At 63.7% G+C, this 25211-nt stretch carries 25 protein-coding genes; 10 read left to right on the top strand and 15 right to left on the bottom strand.

The genetic code is table 11. The annotated features are described in order from the left end of the window. The first annotated feature begins 13 nt into the window (after positions 1-13). From ACE3PH_RS01365 to ACE3PH_RS01340, 6 genes are all read left to right on the top strand, one after another. Positions 14-463: a nuclear transport factor 2 family protein gene (locus ACE3PH_RS01365; protein WP_374315725.1), complete on the top strand. Its 450-nt coding sequence runs from the start codon at positions 14-16 to the stop codon at positions 461-463. A gap of 9 nt (positions 464-472) precedes the next feature. Further along, entirely contained in the window at positions 473-1285 is an 813-nt protein-coding gene (locus ACE3PH_RS01360; protein ID WP_374315723.1) for a crotonase/enoyl-CoA hydratase family protein, read from the top strand. 107 nt (positions 1286-1392) lie between these two features. Continuing rightward, the gene (locus ACE3PH_RS01355) at positions 1393-1779 is read left to right on the top strand and encodes a hypothetical protein (RefSeq protein WP_374315721.1); all 387 of its coding nucleotides are present in this window, start codon (positions 1393-1395) and stop codon (positions 1777-1779) included. Further along, positions 1776-3503, top strand: coding sequence for a S8 family peptidase (locus tag ACE3PH_RS01350; RefSeq protein WP_374315719.1), 1728 nt, complete (start codon positions 1776-1778; stop codon positions 3501-3503). The genes ACE3PH_RS01355 and ACE3PH_RS01350 overlap by 4 nt, the downstream gene beginning before the upstream one ends. A gap of 71 nt (positions 3504-3574) precedes the next feature. Beyond that, positions 3575-4306 (top strand): bifunctional nicotinamidase/pyrazinamidase, encoded by a 732-nt coding sequence (gene pncA / locus ACE3PH_RS01345; protein ID WP_374315717.1) that lies wholly within the window; start codon positions 3575-3577, stop codon positions 4304-4306. Between the two features lie 65 nt (positions 4307-4371). Further along, the gene (locus ACE3PH_RS01340) at positions 4372-6387 is read left to right on the top strand and encodes a putative bifunctional diguanylate cyclase/phosphodiesterase (protein WP_374315715.1); all 2016 of its coding nucleotides are present in this window, start codon (positions 4372-4374) and stop codon (positions 6385-6387) included. Here the strand turns inward: ACE3PH_RS01340 and ACE3PH_RS01335 are convergent. The 9 genes from ACE3PH_RS01335 to ACE3PH_RS01295 form a co-directional block, all read right to left on the bottom strand. Beyond that, positions 6366-7316, bottom strand: coding sequence for an ABC transporter permease (locus ACE3PH_RS01335; protein ID WP_374315713.1), 951 nt, complete (start codon positions 7314-7316; stop codon positions 6366-6368). The two genes, ACE3PH_RS01340 and ACE3PH_RS01335, sit on opposite strands and share 22 nt — an antisense overlap. Beyond that, positions 7313-8413, bottom strand: a complete 1101-nt coding sequence (locus ACE3PH_RS01330; RefSeq protein ID WP_374315711.1) for an ABC transporter permease — start codon at positions 8411-8413, stop codon at positions 7313-7315. Before ACE3PH_RS01330 ends, ACE3PH_RS01335 begins: the two co-directional genes overlap by 4 nt. Beyond that, complete coding sequence (locus tag ACE3PH_RS01325) at positions 8403-9977, bottom strand: ABC transporter ATP-binding protein (protein WP_374315708.1); 1575 nt, start codon at positions 9975-9977, stop codon at positions 8403-8405. Before ACE3PH_RS01325 ends, ACE3PH_RS01330 begins: the two co-directional genes overlap by 11 nt. A 32-nt stretch (positions 9978-10009) precedes the next feature. Next, complete coding sequence (locus ACE3PH_RS01320) at positions 10010-10951, bottom strand: BMP family protein (protein ID WP_374316215.1); 942 nt, start codon at positions 10949-10951, stop codon at positions 10010-10012. 119 nt (positions 10952-11070) lie between these two features. After that, entirely contained in the window at positions 11071-12018 is a 948-nt protein-coding gene (locus tag ACE3PH_RS01315; RefSeq protein WP_374315706.1) for a bestrophin family protein, read from the bottom strand. A gap of 2 nt (positions 12019-12020) precedes the next feature. Beyond that, the gene (locus tag ACE3PH_RS01310) at positions 12021-12881 is read right to left on the bottom strand and encodes a M14 family murein peptide amidase A (RefSeq protein WP_374315704.1); all 861 of its coding nucleotides are present in this window, start codon (positions 12879-12881) and stop codon (positions 12021-12023) included. After that, positions 12878-13453, bottom strand: a complete 576-nt coding sequence (ruvA, locus tag ACE3PH_RS01305) for a Holliday junction branch migration protein RuvA (protein ID WP_374315702.1) — start codon at positions 13451-13453, stop codon at positions 12878-12880. The genes ACE3PH_RS01310 and ruvA overlap by 4 nt, the downstream gene beginning before the upstream one ends. Beyond that, entirely contained in the window at positions 13450-14112 is a 663-nt protein-coding gene (locus tag ACE3PH_RS01300; protein WP_374315700.1) for a response regulator, read from the bottom strand. Before ACE3PH_RS01300 ends, ruvA begins: the two co-directional genes overlap by 4 nt. Positions 14113-14189: 77 nt before the next feature. Continuing rightward, positions 14190-16247: an ATP-binding protein gene (locus tag ACE3PH_RS01295; protein ID WP_374315698.1), complete on the bottom strand. Its 2058-nt coding sequence runs from the start codon at positions 16245-16247 to the stop codon at positions 14190-14192. Positions 16248-16382: 135 nt separating this feature from the next. Between ACE3PH_RS01295 and ACE3PH_RS01290 the strand changes: the two genes are divergently transcribed. Then, positions 16383-17423 (top strand): PhoH family protein, encoded by a 1041-nt coding sequence (locus tag ACE3PH_RS01290; protein ID WP_374315696.1) that lies wholly within the window; start codon positions 16383-16385, stop codon positions 17421-17423. Continuing rightward, a complete protein-coding gene (gene ybeY / locus ACE3PH_RS01285; protein ID WP_374315694.1) occupies positions 17420-17857 on the top strand; it encodes an rRNA maturation RNase YbeY in 438 nt (145 codons plus the stop codon). Before ACE3PH_RS01290 ends, ybeY begins: the two co-directional genes overlap by 4 nt. A 23-nt stretch (positions 17858-17880) precedes the next feature. Here ybeY and ACE3PH_RS01280 read toward each other — a convergent pair whose 3' ends face one another. The 3 genes from ACE3PH_RS01280 to ACE3PH_RS01270 form a co-directional block, all read right to left on the bottom strand. Further along, positions 17881-18978: a homocysteine S-methyltransferase family protein gene (locus tag ACE3PH_RS01280; RefSeq protein WP_374315692.1), complete on the bottom strand. Its 1098-nt coding sequence runs from the start codon at positions 18976-18978 to the stop codon at positions 17881-17883. A 19-nt stretch (positions 18979-18997) separates the two neighbouring features. After that, complete coding sequence (locus tag ACE3PH_RS01275) at positions 18998-19345, bottom strand: DUF3567 domain-containing protein (protein WP_374315690.1); 348 nt, start codon at positions 19343-19345, stop codon at positions 18998-19000. Positions 19346-19556: 211 nt separating this feature from the next. Next, on the bottom strand, positions 19557-20150 hold the full coding sequence (locus ACE3PH_RS01270; protein WP_374315689.1) for a glutathione peroxidase: 594 nt from the start codon (positions 20148-20150) through the stop codon (positions 19557-19559). Positions 20151-20336: 186 nt separating this feature from the next. Between ACE3PH_RS01270 and ACE3PH_RS01265 the strand changes: the two genes are divergently transcribed. Beyond that, on the top strand, positions 20337-21626 hold the full coding sequence (locus ACE3PH_RS01265) for a hypothetical protein (protein WP_374315687.1): 1290 nt from the start codon (positions 20337-20339) through the stop codon (positions 21624-21626). A 23-nt stretch (positions 21627-21649) separates the two neighbouring features. Continuing rightward, positions 21650-22741: a hypothetical protein gene (locus ACE3PH_RS01260; RefSeq protein ID WP_374315684.1), complete on the top strand. Its 1092-nt coding sequence runs from the start codon at positions 21650-21652 to the stop codon at positions 22739-22741. A gap of 32 nt (positions 22742-22773) precedes the next feature. Here the strand turns inward: ACE3PH_RS01260 and ACE3PH_RS01255 are convergent, their stop codons facing one another. The 3 genes from ACE3PH_RS01255 to ACE3PH_RS01245 all read right to left on the bottom strand — a co-directional run bounded on the left by ACE3PH_RS01255 (position 22774) and on the right by ACE3PH_RS01245 (position 25194). Next, positions 22774-23271: a hypothetical protein gene (locus ACE3PH_RS01255; RefSeq protein WP_374315682.1), complete on the bottom strand. Its 498-nt coding sequence runs from the start codon at positions 23269-23271 to the stop codon at positions 22774-22776. 171 nt (positions 23272-23442) lie between these two features. Further along, positions 23443-24885, bottom strand: a complete 1443-nt coding sequence (locus ACE3PH_RS01250; RefSeq protein ID WP_374315680.1) for an NAD(P)(+) transhydrogenase (Re/Si-specific) subunit beta — start codon at positions 24883-24885, stop codon at positions 23443-23445. Next, positions 24886-25194: an NAD(P) transhydrogenase subunit alpha gene (locus ACE3PH_RS01245; RefSeq protein WP_374315678.1), complete on the bottom strand. Its 309-nt coding sequence runs from the start codon at positions 25192-25194 to the stop codon at positions 24886-24888. Between the last annotated feature and the right edge of the window lie 17 nt (positions 25195-25211).

The following is a 25211-nucleotide window of genomic DNA, read 5'->3' as shown; positions in this document are numbered from 1 at the left end:
AACGGAGACCACCATGACACACCCGCTCGATACCCGACTGCATGCCGCTGCGGCGGCCTCGCTGGACCAGTGGCATGACATGGTGGCCCGCAAGGACATGAGCGGCCTGCGCGCCATCCTGGCGGACGAAGCCGTGTTCCGCTCGCCCATGGCCTACAAGCCGTATGTGAGCGCCGAGGCCGTCCAGCTGATCCTGACCACCGTCATGCAGGTGTTCACCCACTTCGAATACCACCGCCAGCTGGCCTCGCCAGATGGCCTGAGCGTGGTGCTGGAGTTCAGCGCCGATGTGGGCGACAAGTCGCTCAAGGGCATCGACATGATCCAGTTCGACGAAGCCGGTCGCATCGTCGATTTCGAAGTCATGGTGCGCCCCATGAGCGGCCTGCAGGCTCTCGGTGCCGAGATGGCCACCCGCCTGGCTGCTTTCCTGCCTGCCTACAAGGGCAACAAGCCCGCCTGAGGAATCACGATGAACCTCGAAACCATCCAGATCTCGCTCGACCAACACATCGCCACCATCCGTCTGAATCGTCCGGACAAGGCCAACGCCATGAACCTGGCGATGTGGCACGACATCCGCCGCGCCATGCAGTGGGTGGATGAAACCCCGGAGGCGCGCGTCGCCATCCTTGAAGGCGAAGGCAAGCACTTCACCTCGGGCATCGACCTGCAGATGATGATGGGCCTGCAAGGCCAGATCAAGAACGACTGCGATGGCCGCATGCGTGAAAGCCTGCGCCGCGTCATCCTCGACCTGCAGGACACCCTCACCAGCATCGAACGCTGCCGCAAGCCGGTGCTCGCTGCCATCCATGGCGCCTGCGTGGGCGGCGGCATCGACCTGATCTGCTGCACCGACATGCGCTACTGCTCGGCTGACGCCTACTTCTCCATCAAGGAGATCGACATCGGCATGACCGCCGATGTGGGCACACTGCAGCGCCTGCCCAAGCTGATCGCCGAAGGCGTGGTGCGCGAACTGGCCTACACGGGCCGCCGCGTCGAGGCCGCCGAAGCCAAGGAACTGGGCATCGTCAACCGCGTGTACGACAGCCGTGAAGCGCTGCAAGCCGGTGTGCGCGAGATCGCGGCCACCATCGCCGCCAAGTCGCCCCTGTCCATCCGCGGCACCAAGGAAATGATCACCTATGCCCGCGATCACTCTGTGGCCGACAGCCTGAACTACATCGCCACCTGGAATGCAGCGATGCTGATGTCCAGCGACCTGATGACGGCCATGATGGCCAGCATGAGCAAGCAGACACCAGAGTTCAAGGACTGAACCACACCGGTACCGAGATGTAAAAGGCCACCACAGTGTGGCCTTTTTCGCACCTGCAGCAACAAACCGGCAACAGTGGGTACCAACAATGGACAATGTCTGCATCCATGTTGCGTCTCTTGTTCTCAACTCGCCTGCAATCCCTGATCGGACGATACGTGGCTGGCTCCTGTCTGGTGCTGGCTGTGGGAGCGTGTGCGAATGCCTCTGAGCCTGCCAGCAGTGCTGGCAACCCAGATGTCTGCCGCTGGCTCGTTCGTACACAGCGCAGTGACTGGCAGGCCAACGCCTTGTCCGACTACCTGAAAACCCAGGGCTTGAGCCTGGCCCAGGCACCGGTCGCTGCAGGCCCCCAATGGTGGCGCCTCACCCTGCAGGCCACGACACACAGCAGCTGCCAACAGCAAGCCGGCAAGCTGCTGAGCACACCCGGACTGACAGACGCCAACCCCGATCAACGCGCCTCGCGCCCTCGCCCTGTCCGCCAGCCATGATTGACCTGAACCGCTCCTGGCGTGCTGCACGCCTGGCCCCGCTTCTACTGGTAGCCATGCTGACCCAGCAAGCCGCGCAGGCCGACACCACCACGACGGCACGCGTCATCGTCAAGCTGAAGTCCAGCTCGACCCTGCTGCAAGACAGCAGCAGCAATGCCACGGTAGCCAGCACGAGCAGCACCACCAGCACGGCCCACCGCATGCAGGCACTGGGCAAGCGTCAGGGGCTGACCGTGAAAGATGGCCGTCAGATCGGCCCCCGCCTGCAGGTCGCCACCGCCACGGGCATGAGCTCGGCGACGCTGGCCAGCAAGCTGGCTGCCGATGCCGATGTCGAATATGCGGTCGTTGACCAGCGTCAGCGCATCAGCACCACCTCCACACCCGATGACACCCTGTACGGCACGGGCCAGGTCTCGCCTTACCCCACGGCTGGGCAGTGGTATGCCCATGCATCGGACAGCACCCTGGTATCGGCCATCAACGCCCCCACAGCCTGGGCGCTGACCAACGGCAGCAGTGACGTGGTCGTGGCAGTGGTGGACACCGGCGTGCGCTTCGATCATGCGGACCTCAGTGGCAAGCTGCTGTCGGGCTACAACATGATCTCCAGCGCGGCGATGGCCGGCAACTCGGTGGGCCGCAGCAGCGATGCATCCGACCTGGGCGACTACCTGACACAGGCCGAGATCGATGCTGATCCAGCCGACTTCACGGTGGATGGCAAGCCGTGTGCTGTCGCCGCGTCGAGCAGCTGGCATGGCACGCAGGTGTCGGGCATCATCGGCGCGGCCACCAACAACAGCCTGGGCATAGCCGGTATCGGCTGGAATGTGAAGATCCTGCCGGTGCGCGCCCTGGGCAAATGCGGTGGCTATGACTCCGACATCATCGCCGCCATGCTCTGGGCAGCCGGCATCAGCGTCAGTGGGGTGCCCACCAACACCACGCCCGCCAAGGTCATCAACCTCAGTCTGGGCAGCACCGGCAGTTGTACCTCCGCGTACAAGGATGCCATCACCCAGATCACCTCGGCTGGCGCCGTGATCGTGGCCGCAGCAGGCAACTCTGGCACCAGTTCGCTGGCCACGCCGGCCAACTGCAGTGGGGTGATCGCCGTGACCGCGCTGCGTCACGTCGGCACCAAGGCAGCGTATTCCAACTATGGTTCAAGCGCCACAATCAGCGCACCCGGCGGCAATTGTGTCAACTCGGTGGGCAGTTGTGACTACACGATCATGTCGACCACTAACAGCGGCACCACCGACCCGGTCAGCGACAGCAGCGGCGGCTCGACTTATACAAACGCGACCGACTATGCGGTCGGTACCAGCTTCTCGGCACCGATGGTGAGCGCCACGGCCGCGCTGATGTTCTCGGTGAACAGCGCGCTGACCCCAGCACAGATCAAGTCGCTGCTGGGCAGCAGCGCACGCAGTTATCCGACATCGGGCGGCACAGCGGGGATCAGCACCTGTTCGTCATTGAGTTCGTCCAATGAGGTCGAATGCTATTGCACGACCGGCACCTGTGGCGCCGGCATGCTGGATACGGGGGCAGCGGTCACGGCAGCGAGCACATACAGCTCCTCGTCGGGTTCGTCATCGTCTGGCTCCAGCTCCTCCTCCTCCGGTGGTGGTGGCGGCGGCTCGCTGGATGCCGGCATGCTCGCCCTGCTGACACTGGCTATGGCCGGTGCGGCCCGGCGACGCCGGCACTGAAAAGGGGCAGGTGGGCCGGCGCGATCCTTGCATAACCGGACAAACTCTGTCTGTAGTTCTGGAGTTTGTACATGTCCCAAGCTGATCGTCGCCACTTCCTGAAATCCCTGTCTGGTGCGGCCCTGCTCGGCGCTGTCGGTGTGCCGCTGAGTGCCCGGGCTGCCAGCCTGATCAAGCCCGATGCCCAATCTGCACTCATCGTCGTCGATGTGCAGAACTGCTTCGTCACAGGCGGCACCCTGCCCGTTCCCAAAGGCGAGGAAGTGGTGCCCGTGATCAACAAGATCGCGGCAGCCTTTGACAACGTCGTGATCACGCAAGACTGGCACACGCCCGGCCATGCCTCCTTTGCCAGCTCCTACCCTGGCAAGAAGCCCTTCGAGACCACCAAACTGTCCTATGGCACCCAGGTGCTGTGGCCTGACCACTGCGTGCAGGGCACCGAAGACGCCCAGCTCGTGAAGGACCTGAGCATCCCGAAGGCACAGGTCATCATCCGCAAGGGCTTCCACGAGCACGTGGACAGCTACTCTGCGTTTGAAGAAGCCGACCGCAAGACGCTCACTGGTCTGGGCGGCTACCTGAAAGAGCGCGGCATCAAGAAGGTGTTCGTCACCGGCTTGGCCACCGACTTCTGCGTGGCCTGGACTGCGCTCGATGCCCGCAAGGCCGGCTTCGAGGTCTACGTGATCGAAGACGCCGCTCGCGGTATCGACCTCAACGGCTCGCTGGCCGCTGCCTGGAAGACCATGGCCGCCAAGGGCGTCAAGCGCATCCAGTCGTCAGACATCGCCTTGAGCTGACATCGGTCACGGATCGGTCGCCCTTTGCAACTCAAGGACACGTAACGCCCTCCGATAATGTCGGGGTGACCGACCTCGCCGATCTATCTTCCCGCCTTGCCGAGCTCAACCGGCTGAGAACCCCTGCGTGGGTGTTCGACATCGACCACCGTCGGGTGATCTGGGCCAACCCGGCTGCACTCGATGTGTGGCAAGCCCGTTCGCTTGACGATCTGTGCGGTCGGGACATGGGTGCCGACATGTCGCCCGCGGTCGCCCACCGGCTGGAGCAGTACCGCCAGGACTTCATCCGGCACAACGCCCAGTTTCTGGAAACCTGGACGCTCTACCCCAAGGGGCAGCCGCGCTCGCTCAATGTTGTCTTCAGCGGACTGCGGCTGGCAGATGGACGCATGGCCATGTTCTGCGAGGCACTGAGCGACCACCATGGCGACCCGGAAACCCTGCGCAGCCTGGAAGCACTGGTTCACACCTCGGTGATGATCACACTGTACAACCGGGCAGGCCGCGCGCTCTACCGCAATGCCGCCGCACGCGATGCCGTGGACGATGTGGACGCCGGCATCCGCCACAGCTTTGTCAAACTGGCCGACTACCGCAGCATCCTGCGCACCCTGGTGCGACACGGCCAGGCCCGGCTGATTGCCCTGATTCAAACCGCCCGTGGCGAACGCTGGCATGAAGTGACAGCACGGCTGTGCCGCGATCCCGTCTCGGGTGCATCGGCTTGTCTTGTCACCGAGGTGGACGTCACCGAACTCAAGCGCACGGAAGCCCGGGCACACTATCTGGCGCACCACGACACGCTCACCGGCCTGGCCAACCGCCACTTCGTGCACCAGGGCTTCGCACAAAAGCTGGACGAAGCCCGCCGGGACGGTCAGCAGGCAGCCCTGATCTTCATTGATCTGGACCGTTTCAAGCACATCAACGATTCGCTGGGCCACGCGGCCGGCGATCAGCTGCTGGTGACCATGGCCCAGCGCCTTCATGCCGTTGTGCGGGTCACCGACATGGTTGCCCGACTGGGCGGAGACGAATTCCTGGTGCTCGCCGTGGCCCCTGACATCAGCCACTACGTCGATGCCCTGGGCCAGCGCATCCTGACCACCATGGGGCGCCCCTTGGTGCTGGGCACCACCGAGGTTCGCGTCAGCCCTTCACTGGGCGTTTGCCTCTTTCCAGACGATGGCGATACCCTGGACGACCTGATGCGACACGCCGACATGGCGATGTACCGCGCCAAAGAACAGGGCCGCAACCGCATGGCCTATTTCACGGCCGACCTGCAGACGCGTGCCCAGGGTCGACTGGCCCTGGAGCAGGAGTTGCGCGATGCCTTGGCGAATGGCCAGTTTGAGCTCTATTACCAACCCAGGCTGAATGTCGACACCGAGGTGATCATTGGCGCGGAAGCCCTGGTCCGTTGGCACCACCCCCGACGCGGGCTGATCATGCCGGGTGAGTTCATCGGTCTGTGCGAAGAAGCAGGGCTGATCCACGCCCTCGGCGCCCTGGTGCTGGAGCAAGCGGCCCGTCAGCAAGTACGCTGGGCACACCGGGGCTACCCGCTGCGGGTGTCGGTGAACCTGTCACCCAAGCAGTTTGGTGACCCGGATCTGCTGCGCAGTATCGACGCCACCGTGCGCAAGACGGGCTGCAACCCACAGCTCATCGAGCTGGAGATCACCGAGTCGGTTCTGCTGGGCCACGATGAGGGCACCATCAACACCCTGCATGCGCTGTGCGAGATGGGCTTTCGACTGGCCATTGACGACTTCGGCACAGGCTACTCCAACCTGGCCTATCTGCAGTTGTATCCCATCAACTGTCTGAAGATCGACCGCAGCTTCATCCAGGCGCTCGACACGGCCATGCCCATTGCCGACCTGATCATCACCATGTGCCGGATGCTGCAGATGGACGTGGTCGCAGAAGGCGTCGAAACAGAGGATCAGCTGCGCTGGCTGCAGGACCGCCGCTGCCAGGAATACCAGGGCTTCCTGTTCAGCAAGGCCGTCCCCGCTGCCGAGTTCGACGCCTTGCTGACACGCCAGACTCAGCGTTCGCCTGGGCGATAAGGTTGCATCAGGGCCTGCGGGTACGCCGCCTTGCGGGCCATCACGACCAGCGCCATGATCGACAGCAGATAAGGCAGCATCAGATAGACCTGATAGGGCAGCGCCACGCCGGCGATGCCGACACCGCCTTGCTGCAGCCGTAACTGCAGGGCATCAAAGGCAGCAAACAACAGGGCGCCGAGCAGCGCCTTGCCCGGCCGCCAGCTGGCAAACACCACCAGGGCCACACAGATCCAGCCACGGCCGTTGACCATGTTGAAGAAGAAAGCGTTGAAGGCCGACAGCGTGAGGAATGCCCCAGCCAGGCCCATGAGGGCCGAGCCCGCCATCACCGCGCCGGTTCGCACCGCCATGACGCTGACGCCCTGACCTTCGACGGCCTTGGGGCTCTCGCCGACCATGCGCACGGCCAAGCCCAGTGGGGTGCGGTACAGCACATAGATCAGCACCGGCACCAGCACCAGCGCCAAGGCGGTCAACGCCGTCTGCTCGCCCAGCACCGGGCCAACCACGGGCACACCAGCCAGAAAGGACATGGGCGCAAAAGGCTCGATGGTCGGCGGGCTGCTGACCTTGGGGAAGCTCACCCGATAGCCGTAGTAGGACAGGCTGGTCGCCAGCATCGTCAGGCCCAGGCCCGATACGTGCTGAGACAAACCCAGCCAGACCGTCAGCACCGCGTGTACCAGGCCGCACAAAGCGCCTACCAGCAAGGCCACCAGCACGCCCGTCCACAGGCCGCCGCCGTGGTAGACCGTGAGCCAGCCCGTGAAAGCGCCGGCCACCATGATGCCCTCGATGCCGAGGTTCAAGACCCCCGCACGCTCGCACAGCAGCACACCCAGCGTGCCCAGAATGAGGGGCGTCGCCACCCGCAGCACCGCAATCCAGAACGGTGCCGAACTCAAGAGATCCAGCCACTCGTTCATGCGGCCCCCACGCGTTGATGATGCTGGCGCCAGACGATGCGGTAGCGCGCAAACAGGGCCGTCACCAGGATGCTCAGCAGCGCCAGCGCCACCACCACATCGGCCAGCACATTGGGCACACCCAGCGTGCGGCTCATGCTGTCTGCCCCCACCAGCACGGCAGCGACGAACACCGCTGCCGCCACCACCCCCAGCGGGTGCAAGCCGGCCAGCATGGCAATCACGATGCCGGCATAGCCATAGCCCGGAGACATGTCGAGCGTGACGTAGCTGGTGCGCCCGGCCACTTCACCCACCCCGGCCAGACCGGCCAGAGCCCCCGAGATCAAGGCCACGATGATGACCGTGCGCTGCACCGGCAGGCCCGCAAAAGCAGCGGCCTCCTTGTTGGCCCCCACCGCACGCATGGCCAGGCCCAGCGTGGTGTAGCGGTCCACCACCCACAGCAGCACCGCCAAGCCGATGGCCCAGAGCAGGCCATTGTGCAGGCGAGTGCGCTCCAGCAAGCGGCCGTATTCCAGCTCGGGTTGCAAGGCCACGCTTTGTGGCCAACCCATGGCCATCGGGTCTTTCATGACGCCATCCAGCAGCATGGACACCAGCAGCAGCGCCACAAAATTGAGCAGCAAGGTGGTGACCACTTCGTCCACCCCCAGCCGCGACTTGAGCAAGGCCGGCAACAGCAGCCACACGGCACCGGCCAGCGCCGCAGCGCCCACCATGACGGCCTGCAGGACCGGCAACGGCAACTGGGCCAGCGGCGCCCACAGCCCTTCGGGGTGCTGCCCGCCCACCGCCACGGCGGCCAAGGCGCCCAGATACAACTGCCCCTCAGCCCCGATGTTGAAGAGACGCGCCCGGAAAGCCACCGCCGCAGCAAGGCCGGTGAGGATCAGAGGGGTGGCACGGGTCAGGGTTTCGCTCAAGGCGAAGCGGGTACCAAAGGCCCCCTGCACGAGCAGGCTGAAGGCCTCTCCGACGGGGGCACCAGCCCACTTCAACAACAAGGCGGTCAACAACAGGGTCACGGCCACCGCCACAAAGGGTGCCGAGACCAACCACCCCCGTGACACCTGGGGACGGGCTTCAAGCCGCATGGGCATTCTCCTGATGGCGGCTGCCGGCCATCGCCAGACCAATGTCGGCCAGCGTCCAGTCTGCAGTCGCCCGCGCTTCACCCAGATGGCCGTGGTGCATCACGGCGATCCGGTCAGACAGCGCAAACAATTCATCCAGGTCTTCCGAAATCAGCAAGACCGCACTGCCCTGCTCGCACGCTTCAAGCAGGCAGCGGTGCACATAGGCCACCGCTCCGATGTCCAGGCCCCAGGTGGGCTGGGCCGCCACGATCAGCACCGGTGGCGTCTGGTCGTCTTCACGACCGGGTGTCTGCCGCACCGACAAGGCTCGCCCCACAATGAGCTTTTGCATGTTGCCGCCGGACAAGGAGCGGGCTGCGGCATCGATGCCACTCAGGCGCACATCAAAGCGCTTGACCAGCGACTGGGCCTGCTTCTTGGCCGCACCGCGCTTGATCCAACCCCACCGCGACAGGCTGCTGGAGCGGATGTGCTCGGTCACCGCGTTTTCCCACACTGGCAGATCACCGACGACCCCCAGCGCATGGCGGTCTTCGGGGATGCGGGCCACCCCAGCATCCACCCACTGGCGAGGCGCATCCTTCATGCGCGCCCCCGCCACCTCGATCACGCCCGCATCGGCGGGCTGCAGCCCGGACAGCACGTGGGCCAGGGGCACCTGCCCGTTGCCCGACACCCCGGCGATGCCAAGGATTTCGCCGGCGCGGATGGTCAGGCCCACCCCATCGAGCAGCGGCTTGCCGCCTGATGCGGCATCCACCCGCAGGCCTTGCACCGACAGCACCACAGCACCGGCAGGCCGGCTTTCACGCTGGGGCATCGCCACACTGCGGCCCACCATCAGCTCGGCCAGTTCGGCCTTGCTCGTGCCTTCGGCCGGGCGCGTGGCCACCAACTTGCCGGCACGCAGCACCGCAATCTGGTGCGACACCCGCAGCACCTCGTCGAGCTTGTGGCTGATGAAAATGATGGACAGGCCCTGGGCCACCAGCTCACGCAAGGTGGCAAACAACGACTCGCTTTCCTGCGGTGTCAGCACCGCCGTGGGCTCATCGAGGATCAGGATGCGCGCACCCCGCACCAGGGCCTTGAGGATCTCGACGCGCTGACGCTCCCCCACCGACAGGTCGGCCACACGGGCCTCGGTGTCCACCATCAGGCCGAAGCGCTGGGCTGTTTCCCGCACCTTGTCCCGCGCCGCACGCTGGCGGGAGAAAGGCTGAAACAGCGGCTCGGTCCCCATCATGAGGTTGTCGAGCACGCTCAGGTTGTCGGCCAGCGTGAAGTGCTGGTGGACCATGCCGATGCCGGCGGCCAAGGCCGCCTTGGGCTGACCAGGCGGCAAGGGCTCACCGAACACCTCGATCTCGCCCTCATCGGCCACATAGTGTCCGAAGAGGATCGAGACCAGCGTGCTCTTGCCCGCCCCGTTTTCGCCCAGCAAGGCCAGCACCTCGCCGCGCCCCAGGCTCAGCGAGATGTCGTCGTTGGCCACCAGCGACCCGAATCGCTTGGTGATGTGGGCCAGCCGCAAGACGGGCTGGCTGGAAACGTCTGTCATGGCGTCGTGGTCTGCTTGAACAGACAGGTCGGTCAGTTCGACTTGGGTTCGGACTCGATCACCTGCACCGTGAACTTGCCGGCACGGATGGCTTCATCCTTGGCCTTGACCTTGGCCATCAGGGCAGCCGGCACCTTCTTCTCGAAAGAACCCAGCGGCGCCAGTTCGGAGCCCTTGAACTTCATCAGCGAATACTGACCATAGTCCTCGGCCTTGAACTTGCCAGCCTTCACGGCCTTGATGGCGGTGTCGACGGTCGGCTCCATGTTCCACAACGCCGAAGCCACCACCGTCTCGGGGTACTTGTCCTGGGTGTTGATCACGTTGCCGATGGCCAGCTTGCCCTTTTCCTTGGCGGCATCGCTCACACCGAAGCGCTCGGCATAGAGGATGTCGGCGCCCTTGTCGATCATGGCAAAGGCGGCTTCCTTGGCCTTCGGTGGGTCAAACCACGAACCGATGAAGGTGATGCTGAACTTCACCTTCGGGTTGACTTCCTTGGCGCCCGCCATGAAAGCGTGCATCAGGCGGTTCACTTCGGGGATGGGGTAGCCACCGACCATGCCGATCAGGTTCGACTTGGTCATGCCGCCGGCAATCATGCCGGTCAGGTAGGACGGCTCCTGGATGTAGTTGTCGAACACCGAGAAGTTGGGCGCCTGCGGCTTGCCCGACGAACCCATCAGGTAGGCGACTTTCGGGTAATCCTTGGCGACCTTGCGGGCAGCGGCTTCGACAGCGAAGGCTTCACCGACCACCAGGTTGTTGCCTTGCTCGGAGTACTGGCGCATCACGCGCTCGTAGTCGGCGTTGGCCACGTTTTCAGAGAACACGTAATCGATTTCACCGCGGGCCTTGGCGGCCATCAGGGCCTTGTGAATGCGGGAAACCCACTGCTGCTCGACGGGCACGGTGTAGATACCGGCCACCTTGATCTTGGCATCAGCCCAGACCGGCGACGACACACCCATCATCACGGCGGACAGGGACAGGGCACCCAGAATGGTGCGGCGCTTCATCATCGACATGAACAACTCCAGTGCGATTGGTAAGGGCAAAAGTGTATGCAAAAACCAAGCCCACGGTCGCATGTCTACATCAAGCAGTAGTCAATCGGCTGCATGGTCTGCGGCAGGCCCGATGCCGGCTCGCCCAATGCCTGCCGCAGATTGACCTCGATGGTCTGGCAGATGGCATCGAGTGCCAGGTCGTTGTCCTGAAGCCCGAAAGGCTCTTCGATCTCATCGCCCAGGGCATCGAGCCCGAAGAAGGTGTAGGCCACGATCCCGACGACAAAGGGCGTCAGGTAGCCGATGGTGTCCACCAGCCCAAAGGGCAAGAGGAAACAGTACAAGTACGCTGTCCGGTGCAGCAGCAAGGTGTAGGAAAAAGGCAGCGGCGTGTTCTTGATGCGCTCACAGGCCGTCGCCACGCCCATCAGGGCGGACAAGGTGTCGTCGATGCGGGCGGTGAGGATGGGGTCCACTGCACCAGCTTCGCGCGCACCCTGCAGATCACGGCCCATGTTCAGCATCAAGGCTGCATGCCGGCAACGCTGCCCGTCCAGGCCCGAGAACTCCTCGGGCTCGACCCAGCGTCGCACGTCGTCGGCATCGGGCGTGCCGCGCAACTGGTGCTTGAGTGCGTAGGCATAGGCGATGCAACGCCGCACCATGCGCACGCGCACGTCCGCCTGCCCGGCACCATGCGGCACCGGCTGCGGGCCAGCGATCAGGGTCAGGCACTGCCGCGCCAGATTGCGGCTGAGCAGCAGGATTTCGCCCCAGCGCTTGCGCGCCTCCCAATAGCGGTCGTACGAGGCCGTGTTGCGAAAGCCCAGGAAGATGGCCAGCGGCAGGCCAATCAACGTGAAGGGGGTGGTCGTCAGCGTGACCTTGTGTTCGAACACATCGCCATGCAGGCAGGTCACGGCCGTGGCCACCAGGATGTTGGCCAGCAAGACCCAGCGGATCTGCTTGAGGATGGACCCGCGCAGGATCAGAAACAAACGCCAGCCCGAGGGCCGATCACGCACGATCATGCTCAGTCCGCACCCAGTCGTTCAGCGGTCCAGCGCAGCAGGTCAAGCCACATCTGGCGAATCTCTGCGTCCTGCGGTGTGCGCAACGAACTGGGCAGCTCGATCGTCACCACCGGCACCTTCTTGTGCACCCCGCCATAGTTGCCCAGGCTGCCCGGGAAGATGCCCACCTGGTCCAGATACAGCCGCCCCAGGCGCTTGGGCGGCACAGTCGGACCATCGAAGTCCAGCACGCCATAAGGGGCATGTACCGACACGATCAGGTCCGGCTTCCAGCTTTCCATCTCATCGCGCACCCAGCGCGACTCCGGTTCGGACAGGGGCTTGGTGCCCGGAAAACGGCGCGGGTCCTTGCCGGTGCGCTTGTTCCAGTAAATGGCCGCTTCCTTGTCCCAATCGGGTGTCGGGAAGTTGCGATTCAGGTCCACCCCGTGGGCATTGGTGCGCGTCGGCTTGGCCTGCAACATGCCATCGGGGTTGACCAGCGGCACAAAGCGCCAGTGGATGTTCGATGGGGTTTCCATGGCCGACTGCACCCAGTGCATCACCAGGGAAGTCGACGACGGTTCGTCTCCGTGGATGCCGCCAATGACCAGCACCTTCAGGCGCGCATGCGGCGAAATCACATCACGCTGGAACAAGGGCATGCCCTTGACCGAGCGCCCCCCATTGGTCTGCAGCCCGGTGCCGGCACACAGGGCGGGCGAGACATTGGGCAGGCGCCGGGAAACGGCCTGACAGAAGCGGCCCGTATCGGCTGGAGCAGGCAAGGTCGCCACGGCCGCAGCAGCAGCCCACCCTGAGCAGCACGCCAGCGCAACGACCAGCGCACCACGCCAGCACACGGACACCCTCGTCATCATCGGGCTAGGCTCTTGAGCGCCTGCTTGATGCCATCGCTGACACCGATGTCAGACGGCAGTTGCTTGAGTGCCAGTTGTGCCTCCTTGTCGGAGTAGCCCAGCGCCAGCAAGGCCTGCAGGATGTCGGACTGGGCATCGGTGGCCACCGACAGCCCCGCCGTGGTCAGGGCCGGCGCCAGCTTGCCCTTGAGCTCCAGCAGCAGGCGCTCGGCCGTCTTCTTGCCAATGCCCGGCACCTTGACCAGACGCGAAGCGTCCTGGGCTGCCACAGCCTGAGCCAGCTCTGGCGTGCTCAAGCCAGAGAGCAGCGACAGCGCGGTGCGCGCGCCAATGCCACTGATCTTGACCAGCTCGCGGAAGGAGGCCCGCTCTTCGGCCGTCAGGAAACCAAACAGCTGCTGGGCATCTTCGCGCACGATGAACTGCGTCAGCAGCGTCACCTTGGCGCCCAGGTCGGGCAGGTTGTAGAAGGTGCTCATCGGCACCTGGACTTCATAACCGACACCGTTGACGTCGATCAGCACATGCGGGGGCGCCTTTTCTGCCAGCACCCCGACCAGACGGGCAATCATCGGCGGAACAACCCCAGACGTTGTGCCTCGAGCGCCGCCTCGGCACGCGACGACACATTGAGCTTGCGGTAGATCTGCTTGACGTAGTCGGCAATGGTGTGGCGCGACAGGTTCAGCTGCACGCCGATCTCCGGCAGCGTGAAGCCCTTGGCCACACGCAGCAACACCTCGTTTTCACGCTCGGTCAACTGCACATGCGGCGTCACGTTGTCGACGGGCTGCTGCGGCTGCTGGCGCGCCTGGGCAGCGAAATACTGGATCACGCGGCGGGCGATGGAAGGCGACAAGGGCGGCTCGCCCTGGCTGATGCGATGCAATTGCTCGGCCAGTTGCTCGCGCGACTGCTCCTTGAGCAGGTAACCGAAGGCACCGGCCTGCAAGGCGGGGAAGAGGTGGTCGTCGTCGTCGTGGATGGTCACCACGACCGACTGGGCATCGGGCTGCTTCTCACGCAGGGCCTGCACCACCTCGACACCCGAGCCGTCCGGCAGCCCCAGATCACACAAGGCGACGTCGAAGCGGACCGCATTCACCAGCTCCAGCGCATCGTGCACCCTCGACGCCTCACTGATGTGGGCACCAGGGAACACCTGCAAAGCCAGGGTCTTCAACCACGTCCGGATCTCCGGAAGATCTTCAAGCAACAAAATCTGCTTCATAACCTCTACCTTGTTCATCTGTCTTCTCTAGGCCCCCCTACCGAGGAGCCTTTGCGCGCGCTGACATGCTAGCAGTGTCAACGCCCTCTGGGAAAGGCACCACCAGCCTGCGCCAGATCTGGCTGGTTGTCCAGCGGCAAGGTCAGGCGGATCACGGTACCGAAACCGGGCCCCGACTCCACCAGACATTGCCCGCTGAGTTGCTTGGCACGGTGCTTCATGCTGGTCATGCCGTGGCCCCGGTCCAGCCGGCCATCGAGCTCCATGGGGATGCCTTTGCCGTTGTCCTGGATCACAACGATGAAGTGTCGCGACTCCAGGTGCACCTCGGTGTGGATGACCACGTGCGATGCGCCACTGTGCTTGATGATGTTGCTGACCGCCTCGCGCAGGATGCGTGTGGTCTGCACGAAGGTGCGGGCTGACAGCGGCTCTTCGGTCTCTTCCATGGCATTGCGCCACTCGATCTCGATGCCAGCCTGCCCGAGACGAGAGACCACCTCGGCTCGCCAGTCCGCCAGGGCATTGGCCAGCACCATGGGGCGTCCGGTCAGACCTCGCACCGACAGGCGCATTTCATCCAGGGCCTCGCGCGCCAGCGCAGAAATGCGGTCGTTGTCGCTGGTGTGCACGATGGTGAGCAGCTTGGCCCCCAGGTCATCGTGCAGGTCCGCCGCAATCCGCTTGCGCTCCTTCTCGGCCACCTGCTCGATGCGCAGTTCGGACAGCTGGTTGAAGTTGCGCTCGATTTCAGCACTGATTTCCTGAACACGCTGCTCCAGCTGGACACGCGCTGTTTCGGCTGAATTCAACGCCCGGGCATACACCTGGCTCAAGCGAAAGGCCACCGCCGCATACAACAAGGGCATCACGAAATAGGTGACATGCACGCCCCAGACCTGCAGCCAGCCGATCTGAAACGAAAACTCGATGCCCAGGATCGCCACGACCACGCCCAGTGCACTGCTCATCAACCAGAACTCTGGTCGACGTGCACGACCCGCATGCCACAGGAAGTAGGCAATGGCGGCACACACTTCAAGCGCCAGCAAGCCATACCAGTACCAGGCCACATGGAACAACCGACCTGGCCCCACCAGCCACAGGCTCAAGGGCATCAGCAGACACTGCGCCCACAAGATTTTTTGCGCATGCAATTCGAAGGTACGGAACCGCGCCTCGCGCATGCCTGCCCCGGAGTAATCCAGCAGGAAGCTCACCGCACACGCCGCCAAGGGCGCAAACAGCGCGGCTTGAATGCCCTCGGTCAGTGCGTTGGACCAGGGCATGTCATGCAGCCAGAGACGGCCTGTCAGCAACGCCCACCCCACATTGAGCAGGCCAAAGTACATCAGGTAGCCCAGGCGACGCACCCAGGCCAGCAACAAGGTGAAGCCCCCCAGCACCAGCAGCACGGCCGCGATCATCTGCGCCATGGTGATCGACCAGAACCGCTGCTCTTCCTGCAAGGCCACCATGGCCGGAGCCGAACCGATACGCACTTCCGCCAGCCCGCCGGCGCGTTGACGCGCGGTCACATGGGCCAGTGCATGGCCAGCGACCTTGATGTCCAGCTGGTTGTCGCCTGACTTCAGAAGGAAGTCAGGCAGGGTCACCACATGGCCTTGCTGGCATTGCCGGGCAACTGGCGCGGTCATCCGGCCGCTGCGGTACAGCAACTCCCCATTGAGGTACACCTCCAGCGCAGAGCAGGCTCGCCCGATGTAGGCCGCCAGCAGGCCGCTGCCCGCGCTGCGCAGGGTGGTATCGACATGGAAGCGGTACCACACCGCGCCTTCATATGCCGGTTGGGTTCTGGCCCAGTCATCAGGCAGTGTCACCACCTTGCCGGCAGCCCGCTCAGGCAACAAAGGTGCGTCGCTGGCCACAGCCCAGGCATCACGGAACAGAATCGAGGTACCGCCGGCATCTTCGGCTCCCGGCTTGCTGAGACGCACCGCCTCGCGGTTGAGCATCACCATGCCCCAGCCTACCAGCCAGGCCAGGACCAGCCCCAGGCACAACAGCACCCACTGACCCGCGCGGCCGCTGGGCACCACCGGGCCATGTTCGCCCGACCCGCGCACAGCCCATCGCAGGCGCCCGATCAGCTCACGCCACCCTCTTTCACTCATCGCGCCACCGACTGCATTTCGTTGTATCCCGTGCCGCGCCTCCAGCGCGATTTCGAAACATTCTCCGGGATAGCAAGCCCATCATGGCCAAGGGAGGCGACAATTTAGGCGCTTTTTGAACCCGAAAGGTCCTGGATGACCCTGCGCCATCGCTTTAGCCCCCCGGATAACACCCGACTTGCCCATCTGTGTGGCCCGCTGGACGAGCATCTGCGCACCATCGAGGCTGCTCTGGGCGTGACCATCGCTCGTCGGGGTGAGCAATTCCGTATCGAAGGGGCCAAAGGGGCGCCAGAGCAAGCCGTCGGCCTGCTGGACAGCCTGTACGCCCTCGCAGCACGGCCCATTCCGCCCGAGCAGGTGCAACTGGCCCTGGCCTCCTTGCAAGCACACCAGGCCTCCCTGGCCCAGGCAGCCCGCCACCACGGTCAGCGAGCAAGCAACCCAGGCGCCACGACAGGAGACCAGGACGACAGCCACGGCCCGGTGCTCAGCACCCGGCGCGCCGACCTGCAGGGGCGCACCCCCAACCAGGTCGGCTACCTGCGCCACATCCTCGGCCACGACCTCACCTTTGGCATCGGCCCGGCCGGTACCGGCAAGACCTTCCTGGCGGTGGCCTGTGCGGTGGACGCCCTGGAGCGCAGTGCTGTCCAGCGCATCGTGCTGACCCGACCCGCCGTCGAAGCGGGCGAGCGCCTGGGTTTCCTGCCAGGCGACCTGGCCCAGAAGGTCGACCCCTATCTGCGCCCCCTCTACGATGCGCTGTACGACCTGATGGGCTTTGACCGCGTTACCAAGGCCTTCGAAAAAGGCCTCATCGAGATCGCACCGCTGGCCTTCATGCGTGGCCGCACACTCAACCATGCCTTCGTCATCCTGGACGAAGCCCAGAACACCACCCCCGAACAGATGAAAATGTTCCTGACCCGCATCGGGTTCGGTACCCGGGCGGTGGTCACCGGCGACGTCAGCCAGATCGACCTGCCGCGCGGCGCCCGAAGTGGCCTGGTCGAGGCGCAACGCATCCTCAAACGCGTACCCGGAGTCGCCTTCACCCGCTTCACCGCCGCCGACATCGTGCGTCACCCCCTGGTGGCGCGCATCGTCGAAGCCTATGACCGCGCCGCCAGCCAGAACACCGCGACCGAACCAACTGAACCCGCCTCCGAATGAAACCCGCCCTGACCCTGAGCCTGCAGTTTGCCGACAAGCGCCACCGCGACCTGTTGCCCCGCCACAAGGTGGCACGCTGGATCCGTGCGGCACTGGACACCGACGGCGAAATCACCGTGCGCATCGTCGACGCCGAAGAGGGTCAGACCCTCAACCGTGAATTCCGTGAGAAGGACTACGCCACCAATGTGCTGACCTTCGACTACACGCAAGAGCCGGTGGTGATGGCCGACCTGGTGCTGTGTGCGCCGGTCATCGAAAAGGAAGCCCAGGAACAAGGCAAGCCGCTGGATGCCTACTACGCCCACATGCTGGTGCATGGCACCCTGCACGCCCAAGGCTGGGACCACCTCAACGAGGCCGATGCGGAAGAGATGGAAGCCCAGGAGCGTGCCGTGATGGCCGAACTGGGCTTTGCCGACCCCTACGCCTGAGCGCCCCGGGGCCGACCGGCGGATCAGGCCGCTGCCAGCGAAGACAGGAAGCCGGTGGTGTTGCCGTGCAGGCAACGCGGACGGTAGTGGCTCACGCGTTCGGCAATCGCCGCAATGTGGTCCGGGGTGGTGCCGCAGCAACCGCCGGCGATATTGAGGAACCCAGCGCGGGCGAAATCCTCCACCAGACCACCCGTGATGTCCGGCGTCTCGTCAAAGCCGGTCTCACTCATCGGGTTGGGCAGGCCGGCGTTGGGATAGCAGCTGACAAAGGTGTCGCCGGCAATCTTTGACAACTCTTCGATGTACGGCCGCATCAGCGCCGCACCCAGCGCACAGTTCAAGCCGATGGCCAGCGGATGGGCATGGCGCACCGAGTGCCAGAAGGCGCTCACGGTTTGCCCGGAGAGGATCCGGCCCGATGCATCGGTCACGGTCCCCGAGATGATGATGGGCAGGCGTTCGCCCGTATCCTCAAACAGCTGGTCAATCGCGAAGATGGCTGCCTTGGCATTGAGCGTGTCGAAGATGGTCTCGACCAGAAACACATCGCAGCCCCCCTCCATCAAGGCCCTGGCCTGCTCGTAATAGGCCTGGCGCAGGGTGTCGAAATCCACATTGCGTGCACCCGGGTCGTTCACGTCCGGGCTGATGCTGGCGGTCTTCGGGGTCGGACCGATGGCCCCCGCTGCAAATCGTGGCTTGTCGGGCGTGCTGAACTTGTCGCAGGCCTCGCGGGCCATGCGCGCAGCCACCAGGTTCATTTCGATGGCCAGTTCGGGCAGCTCGTAGTCATCCTGGGCCACGGTGGTGGCACCAAAGGTGTTGGTCTCGATGATGTCGGCGCCGGCCGCCAGATACTGCTCGTGGATCTCGCGGATGACCTCGGGCTTGGTGAGCTGCAGCAGCTCGTTGTTGCCCTTCAGGTCTTTCGGATGATCGGCAAAACGTGCGCCCCGGTAATCGGCCTCGGTGAGCTTGTAGCGCTGGATCATGGTCCCCATGGCACCGTCAAGGATGACGATGCGCTGGCGCATGATCTCGGGCAATTGGGCCGCCCGCGTATAGGGACGACGTTCCACCGGCACGGCGGTCAAGGAGGGGGATGCAGAAGAGCTCATCCCGCTATTGTAGAAAAGCTCAGTGCATCACCACCGGTTGCGTGGCCATACCCGCATAACGCTCGAGATAGGCATCGAACTCTTCCACGCTGGGCGAATTCTCGATCAGGGCCTCCACACCTTCCTTGAAGGTCTCGGCCAAGGCCCCCTCGATGAACATTTCCTTGCGGGCAAATTTGTCCACGATCTCGTAGCCGCCACGCGTCAACGCCACGGCTTCCTGAGGCAGCACTGGTGCATCTTCCGGATGCAGATCGATCTGCACGACGGCATAGTTGTCAGAGTTGTAAAGCATCTGCATGAACTGCACTCCAAATTCGTCGAACTGAAACTCAGATAGGGGCACGATGTTCGAACTCAAGTCCATGATGATCGGTCCTTCGTCCGATGCCGCCCCCGACTTGAGGGTCAACCCGCATGCAAAACCCCTTTCCGTGTCGCACTGCACGGCTTGTCCCCTCTCCGGAGGGATACGACAGCATGACGAGTACGGTTACATTTCAGGCCACACGCGCTGTCATTGCGACATCAGTGGAGGACGCAAAGCAAAAATGGAAACCCCGCCCCGGCGGGGTTTTTCATGGCTTGTCTGCCAAGGCCTTCTCAATGGCCTCCACCAAATCACCGTCATCCGGGGCAGTCAGGCTGCTGAAGGCGGTCACCGTGCGTGCATCGCGGGTGATGAGGTATTTGTAGAAATTCCACTTCGGCGTGGTGCCACTGAGCTTGATGAGATCCGCATAGAACGGATTCACCCCATTGCCACGCACCTCGGTCTTGGCAAACATCGGAAACTTCACGCCATAGGTGTTGGCACAGAAATCGGCAATCTGCTTGGCCGAACCGGGCTCTTGAGAGCCAAACTGGTTGGACGGGAAACCCAACACCACCAGCCCGCGGTCACGGTATTTGGCATACAAGGCCTCCAGGCCCTTGTACTGTGGGGTAAAGCCACAGTAGCTCGCCGTGTTCACCACCAGCACCACCTGGCCCTGGTACTGACACAACGATTGTGGCGACTCATCCTGCAGGCGCGGAAATGTCCTGTTCAGCAAGGCCGGACACTGTGCCTGCTCTGCAGCCCCGGCAGCCTGGATCAGGCTCAACAGTCCCAGCAGGACACCCGCTGTCAGGCGGCGTCGCCCATGGCTCATGTGCATCGTGGTCTCCATGTGGTCTCGTACCGTGGCCATTGTCCACGCCCGGGTGAACCCTGTGCATACGGGCCCCACATGCCCCCCGATGAAGGGGGGACAGTGCCCCAGCCCCCTCCATCCGGGGAGCATGGCCGGTCGACATCCACGCGCTGGCGCAGGACAATGAGCCCCTCAACGCGCCCCGTTAGAGGAGACCCATACATGCACGACAAGAACAAGAAGTCTTCCCCCGTCCTGTTGGCCCTGGCCACCATCTGCCTGTCATGCCTGCCCGCCATCAGCCGCGCTCAAAGTGACACCACAGCAGACGACACGCTCTACCGTCAAGGGCTCTATCAACGCGAAACAGGCCAGCCCTATACCGCCATCGAGACCCTGGAAACCCTGCTCTCCGGCAACCCCACCCTGAACCGCGCCCGGCTTGAACTGGCCGTCGCCTACTACCGCACCCTCAACTTCACCGAAGCACGAGCCCAGGCGCAACGCGTGCTGGACGACCCGCAAACGCCAGAGGCCGTTCGCCTGTCCGTACTGTCCTTCATCAAGAAACTCGAGCTGGAAGAAGCCCAGGCTTTCGGGCAGCCACACCGGATCGACATGAACCTTTCCGTTGGTCTGATCCACGACAGCAACGTCAACGCGGGGCCTGACAGTGCCGTGCTCCCCGGCGGCTTTGTGCTGGCACCTGGAGCGACAGCGCATTCAGACTGGGGCTACACCGCCCAGGCTGCACTGACCCATACCTGGCAATATGGTGCCCCGGTTCGGCTGGGCGAGACCACCGGCCGCCTGGGCTGGAGCAGCCAGGCCGCCCTGTTCTACCGCGGCTACAGCAGCGAAACCGACTACAACCTCGGCGTGCTCACCCTGGCCACAGGGCCGACGCTCATCCTGGGCAGCAGCACCCGCGCCAACCTCAATGGCCAACTTGATGCCCTCACATTGGGCGGGCATGATCTGGCGCTGTACAGCTCCTTGAGCCCATCCATCAGCTGGCGCCTGGGGCAAAGTGCCGAGCTCGCGCTCGACACCCAATGGGTCTACCGAGACTTCCACCGCAGCGAAGACGCCGGCCGCTCCAGCCGCTACCGTGCACTGGGTCTGGGTTTTGGCGATCTCTACAACCAGAACCGCCTGGCCGTGCAATTCGGCATCCGGCTGTTTGACGAAAACGCCCATGACAGCCGCTACACCAACGATGGCATGGAAGCCTTCCTGAGCCTGCGTCAGAAGGTATGGGCCGGCATCGACCTGTTTGGACGAGCCGCCTGGCGCCACAGCGACTATGACGGGGTCGAGCCGCTCTACGGCGTGGCGCGCAAGGAAATCGAGCGCCGCGTCGAACTCGGTGCCAGCTACCAGTTTCAGGAGGGTTGGCTCGACAAATGGGCGCTGTCAGGCACCTATGCCCATGTCCACAACGATGCCAACCTGAGCATCTACCGCTACGACCGCGACCTGGTACAGGTCACGATCGGACGCAGCTATTGAGCCCACGCCACAGAGGTCCACCCATGCCCTGCCAACGACTTGTCGCCCTCACCTTCACCACAGCAGCCGCCCTGGTAACCTGCTGCGAACTGGCTCATGCTGCCCCACCCACCCAAGACGAGCTGCAGAAGATTCGGCTGTATGGCAACGTCACCATTGCGGATGACTCAGTTCGCAGTTGGGGTCCCTGGACCGAATTTGAAGACACGGCAGCCGGCCCCCAGGCCGCGCCTCAGGCTGCAGCAGGCACGCGCAACGAATCCTATCGACCAGTGCCTCAGGTCACCACGCCTGGCGTCATGGGTTTCGGGGTGTTCCTGACCGAAAGCGGTGTTCAAACTTCGCCTGACCTCACCCCCTACGAGCTCAGCGGCACGATCACATCGGCGGCCAACCCCAACTCCGAACTGCCCGCCTGGCCTCAAGCCATTCTGGCCCGCACCACGGCACTCAACACTGGCGAGGGCACCTGGCTGGCTGCGGGTGCGGCCATGAACCTGGGCCCCGGCGACTTCTGGTTCAACTACGCATCACCGTCCGAATCGTCCACACCTTATGTGTCGCTGGACCTGTACCCGGGCGGCTGGTTTTATGACCCGCAGGAAGTGCAGGCCACCTTCTACAGCGGCAAGTCCTACAGCGGCGAGACTGTGCAAGGCACGTGGGGCGTGATGGGCACGCCGACCTCGGTGTCTGACCTCAGCAGCTTGCGCTCGCAAGGCATGGTGGCCACCTACAGCGGCTACGCCCTCGACAACAAAGGCGACAACCCCCGCATCACCATGTCGGTGAATTTCGGCAACAGCACCTTCACGATGACATCCAACGGTGGGGTCGATGGCACCGTGCGAACTGAAACAGCCACCAGTGGCGCCACCATGCTCAAAGGCCAAGTAGGTTACACCGCCACCGGTACGGTCAACGGTGTGAACTTCAGCTCGAACACCATCACCTCAGGCGATCAGGCCACCATTTCCGGCAAGGTCAAAGGCGCCTTCTTCGGCCCGTCCGCAGCTGCGGCGGGTGGGGTGACCGACCTCACCAAGAACGGTGCACGCTACACCGCCCCCTTCCTGGCTGTTCAGCCCCAATATCTGGGTGGTGGTACGCGCTGAGCCAGCCACACCGGATGCCTGATGCCGGCGCTTCAGTCAGCCAACTGAAACACCCGGCGTAATTTCCGGCCGGCATCGCTGCCTTTGGACTCCGTCACCTCCGCCACCAGACGCTCGGCCAGCGCCTGGAGCTCATCCATGTTTGACGCGCGCTCAATGTCCAGGGCATACCGATAGCCCTTGACCAGACCCAATTGCGCCTTCACCTGCGCCGTCAATTGGCTGTACAGGGATTCGAAGTCCAATACCGCTGCGACGGCTTCTTCCGGGCTCCGGGCCGACTTGCCAGCGAGCTCGCCTTGGCCTGGCGTCGGCGCCGCAGCGGGCGAGAGCACCTCTTCAATCAAGCCGGCAGCCAGCAGCACTTCAAAATCGGCCTCGCTCGCACCCTGGACCATCTCCCGCCATTCCGGGGCGCTGCGATGGGCATCCAGAATCAGCAACAGATTACGGGCCGTGCGCCCCAAAGCGTGGCGACGCTCCCTGATTTCCTGGCGACCTTGTGCGGTCTTGGTAAAACGTTTTGGCATGGGGTACTCCGCGAACGACGCGAACCAGTATCAGCACACCATTGCGGACATGGAATCAGGGAAATCCGGTCAACCCGCTGATTGACATGGTTCGATGTCACATTTTTCCCGCCGCACCAAGAAAAAAGGTCGGGGATAACCCGACCTTTTCATGCGAAGCGACGCTCCGATTTATTCGACGGCCTTGACCATCTCTTCGACCACCTTCTTGGCATCGCCAAACACCATCATGGTCTTGTCCATGTAGAACAGTTCGTTGTCCAGACCAGCGTAGCCAGCGGCCATCGAGCGCTTGTTCACGATCACGGTCTTGGCCTTGTAGGCCTCCAGGATCGGCATGCCGTAGATCGGGCTGCCCTTTTGCAGCGCAGCCGGGTTCACCACGTCATTGGCGCCCAGGATGATGGCGACATCAGCCTGACCGAACTCGCCATTGATGTCTTCCATTTCGAAGACCTGGTCGTAGGGCACCTCGGCTTCGGCCAGCAGCACATTCATGTGACCCGGCATGCGGCCCGCCACCGGGTGGATGGCGTACTTCACACTGATGCCCTTTTCGATCAGCTTTTCTGCCAGTTCGTTGACTGCGTGCTGTGCACGGGCCACGGCCAGACCATAGCCCGGCACGATGATGACCGAGTCGGCGTTGGCCAGCAGGAAGGCTGCATCGTCAGCCGAGCCGCTTTTGACGCTGCGCTGCGGCTGATCGCCACCACCCGTGGCTGCGCTGGCATCACCGCCAAAGCCGCCCAGGATCACGTTGAAGAACGAGCGGTTCATCGCCTTGCACATGATGTAGCTCAGGATCGCGCCCGACGAGCCCACCAGCGAACCGGCAATGATCAGCATGGAGTTGTTCAGCGAGAAGCCGATGCCGGCCGCCGCCCAGCCCGAATAGCTGTTGAGCATCGACACCACCACGGGCATGTCAGCGCCACCGATGGGGATGATGATCAGCACACCCAGGATGAAGCTCAGCGCCAGCAAGGCCAGGAAAGCTTCGAAGCTCTGCGTGGCCATGAACACGCCGATCAGGGCGATGGCTGCCAGACCCAGCACCAGGTTGAGCATGTGCTGCCCCGGGAACACCACCGGCGCGCCCTGGAACAAGCGGAACTTGTACTTGCCAGAGAGCTTGCCAAAGGCGATCACCGACCCCGAGAAGGTGATGGCGCCGATGGCGGCACCCAACGCCACTTCCAGACGGTTGCCCGTCGGGATGGGCTGGCCTTGCTGCACTTCCTGCAGCAGGGCCCAGGGCTCGGCCACCACGGCCACGGCGATGAACACCGCGGCCAGACCGATCATGCTGTGCATGAAGGCCACCAGCTCGGGCATCTTGGTCATCTCGACACGCTTGGCCATGATGGCGCCGGCGCTGCCGCCCACCACCAAAGCACCCAGCACATAGCCGATGCCTTCACCAAAGCTGACATGCAGGTGTTCGGCCTGCCCCTGGATCAGACCCACTGTGGTCAGCACGGCAATGGTCATGCCGACCATGCCGAACAGGTTGCCACGGATCGAGGTCGTCGGATGGCTCAAGCCCTTGAGGGCCTGGATGAAGCACACCGAAGCGACGAGGTACAGCAGTGCAATCAGATTCAGGCTCATTTACTTCGCCCCCGCCTTCTTGTCTTTCTTCTTGAACATCTCGAGCATGCGGCGCGTCACCAGAAAGCCGCCAAACACGTTGACGGCGGCCAGCGCCACGGCCAGCAGGCCCATGGTCTTGCCAAGCGGGGTCACCGTCAGGGCGGCGGCCAGCATGGCCCCGACAATGACGATGGCCGAGACCGCGTTCGTCACGGCCATCAGCGGGGTATGCAGGGCGGGTGTCACCGTCCAGACCACGTGATAGCCCACATAAATGGCCAGCACGAAGATGGTCAGGTTGATGACGACGTGGGAAATGGCTTCCATCGCGTTGTCTCCTCGCT

It is taken from the genome of Aquabacterium sp. (assembly GCF_041909175.1).
GTDB lineage: Bacteria > Pseudomonadota > Gammaproteobacteria > Burkholderiales > Burkholderiaceae_C > Aquabacterium.
This window is presented reverse-complemented; position numbering and strand designations above follow the sequence as displayed.

Excerpts from the sequence above, each read along its gene's own strand:
- ACE3PH_RS01365 (WP_374315725.1), top strand. The coding sequence starts at position 14 with ATGACACACCCGCTCGATACCCGACTGCATGCCGCTGCGGCGGCCTCG.
- ACE3PH_RS01360 (WP_374315723.1), top strand. The coding sequence starts at position 473 with ATGAACCTCGAAACCATCCAGATCTCGCTCGACCAACACATCGCCACC.
- ACE3PH_RS01355 (WP_374315721.1), top strand. The coding sequence starts at position 1,393 with ATGTTGCGTCTCTTGTTCTCAACTCGCCTGCAATCCCTGATCGGACGA.
- ACE3PH_RS01350 (WP_374315719.1), top strand. The coding sequence starts at position 1,776 with ATGATTGACCTGAACCGCTCCTGGCGTGCTGCACGCCTGGCCCCGCTT.
- pncA (WP_374315717.1), top strand. The coding sequence starts at position 3,575 with ATGTCCCAAGCTGATCGTCGCCACTTCCTGAAATCCCTGTCTGGTGCG.
- ACE3PH_RS01335 (WP_374315713.1), bottom strand. The coding sequence starts at position 7,316 with ATGAACGAGTGGCTGGATCTCTTGAGTTCGGCACCGTTCTGGATTGCG.
- ACE3PH_RS01330 (WP_374315711.1), bottom strand. The coding sequence starts at position 8,413 with ATGCGGCTTGAAGCCCGTCCCCAGGTGTCACGGGGGTGGTTGGTCTCG.
- ACE3PH_RS01325 (WP_374315708.1), bottom strand. The coding sequence starts at position 9,977 with ATGACAGACGTTTCCAGCCAGCCCGTCTTGCGGCTGGCCCACATCACC.
- ACE3PH_RS01320 (WP_374316215.1), bottom strand. The coding sequence starts at position 10,951 with ATGATGGGTGTGTCGTCGCCGGTCTGGGCTGATGCCAAGATCAAGGTG.
- ACE3PH_RS01315 (WP_374315706.1), bottom strand. The coding sequence starts at position 12,018 with ATGATCGTGCGTGATCGGCCCTCGGGCTGGCGTTTGTTTCTGATCCTG.
- ACE3PH_RS01310 (WP_374315704.1), bottom strand. The coding sequence starts at position 12,881 with ATGATGACGAGGGTGTCCGTGTGCTGGCGTGGTGCGCTGGTCGTTGCG.
- ruvA (WP_374315702.1), bottom strand. The coding sequence starts at position 13,453 with ATGATTGCCCGTCTGGTCGGGGTGCTGGCAGAAAAGGCGCCCCCGCAT.
- ACE3PH_RS01300 (WP_374315700.1), bottom strand. The coding sequence starts at position 14,112 with ATGAAGCAGATTTTGTTGCTTGAAGATCTTCCGGAGATCCGGACGTGG.
- ACE3PH_RS01295 (WP_374315698.1), bottom strand. The coding sequence starts at position 16,247 with ATGAGTGAAAGAGGGTGGCGTGAGCTGATCGGGCGCCTGCGATGGGCT.
- ACE3PH_RS01290 (WP_374315696.1), top strand. The coding sequence starts at position 16,383 with ATGACCCTGCGCCATCGCTTTAGCCCCCCGGATAACACCCGACTTGCC.
- ybeY (WP_374315694.1), top strand. The coding sequence starts at position 17,420 with ATGAAACCCGCCCTGACCCTGAGCCTGCAGTTTGCCGACAAGCGCCAC.
- ACE3PH_RS01280 (WP_374315692.1), bottom strand. The coding sequence starts at position 18,978 with ATGAGCTCTTCTGCATCCCCCTCCTTGACCGCCGTGCCGGTGGAACGT.
- ACE3PH_RS01275 (WP_374315690.1), bottom strand. The coding sequence starts at position 19,345 with ATGGACTTGAGTTCGAACATCGTGCCCCTATCTGAGTTTCAGTTCGAC.
- ACE3PH_RS01270 (WP_374315689.1), bottom strand. The coding sequence starts at position 20,150 with ATGGAGACCACGATGCACATGAGCCATGGGCGACGCCGCCTGACAGCG.
- ACE3PH_RS01265 (WP_374315687.1), top strand. The coding sequence starts at position 20,337 with ATGCACGACAAGAACAAGAAGTCTTCCCCCGTCCTGTTGGCCCTGGCC.
- ACE3PH_RS01260 (WP_374315684.1), top strand. The coding sequence starts at position 21,650 with ATGCCCTGCCAACGACTTGTCGCCCTCACCTTCACCACAGCAGCCGCC.
- ACE3PH_RS01255 (WP_374315682.1), bottom strand. The coding sequence starts at position 23,271 with ATGCCAAAACGTTTTACCAAGACCGCACAAGGTCGCCAGGAAATCAGG.
- ACE3PH_RS01250 (WP_374315680.1), bottom strand. The coding sequence starts at position 24,885 with ATGAGCCTGAATCTGATTGCACTGCTGTACCTCGTCGCTTCGGTGTGC.
- ACE3PH_RS01245 (WP_374315678.1), bottom strand. The coding sequence starts at position 25,194 with ATGGAAGCCATTTCCCACGTCGTCATCAACCTGACCATCTTCGTGCTG.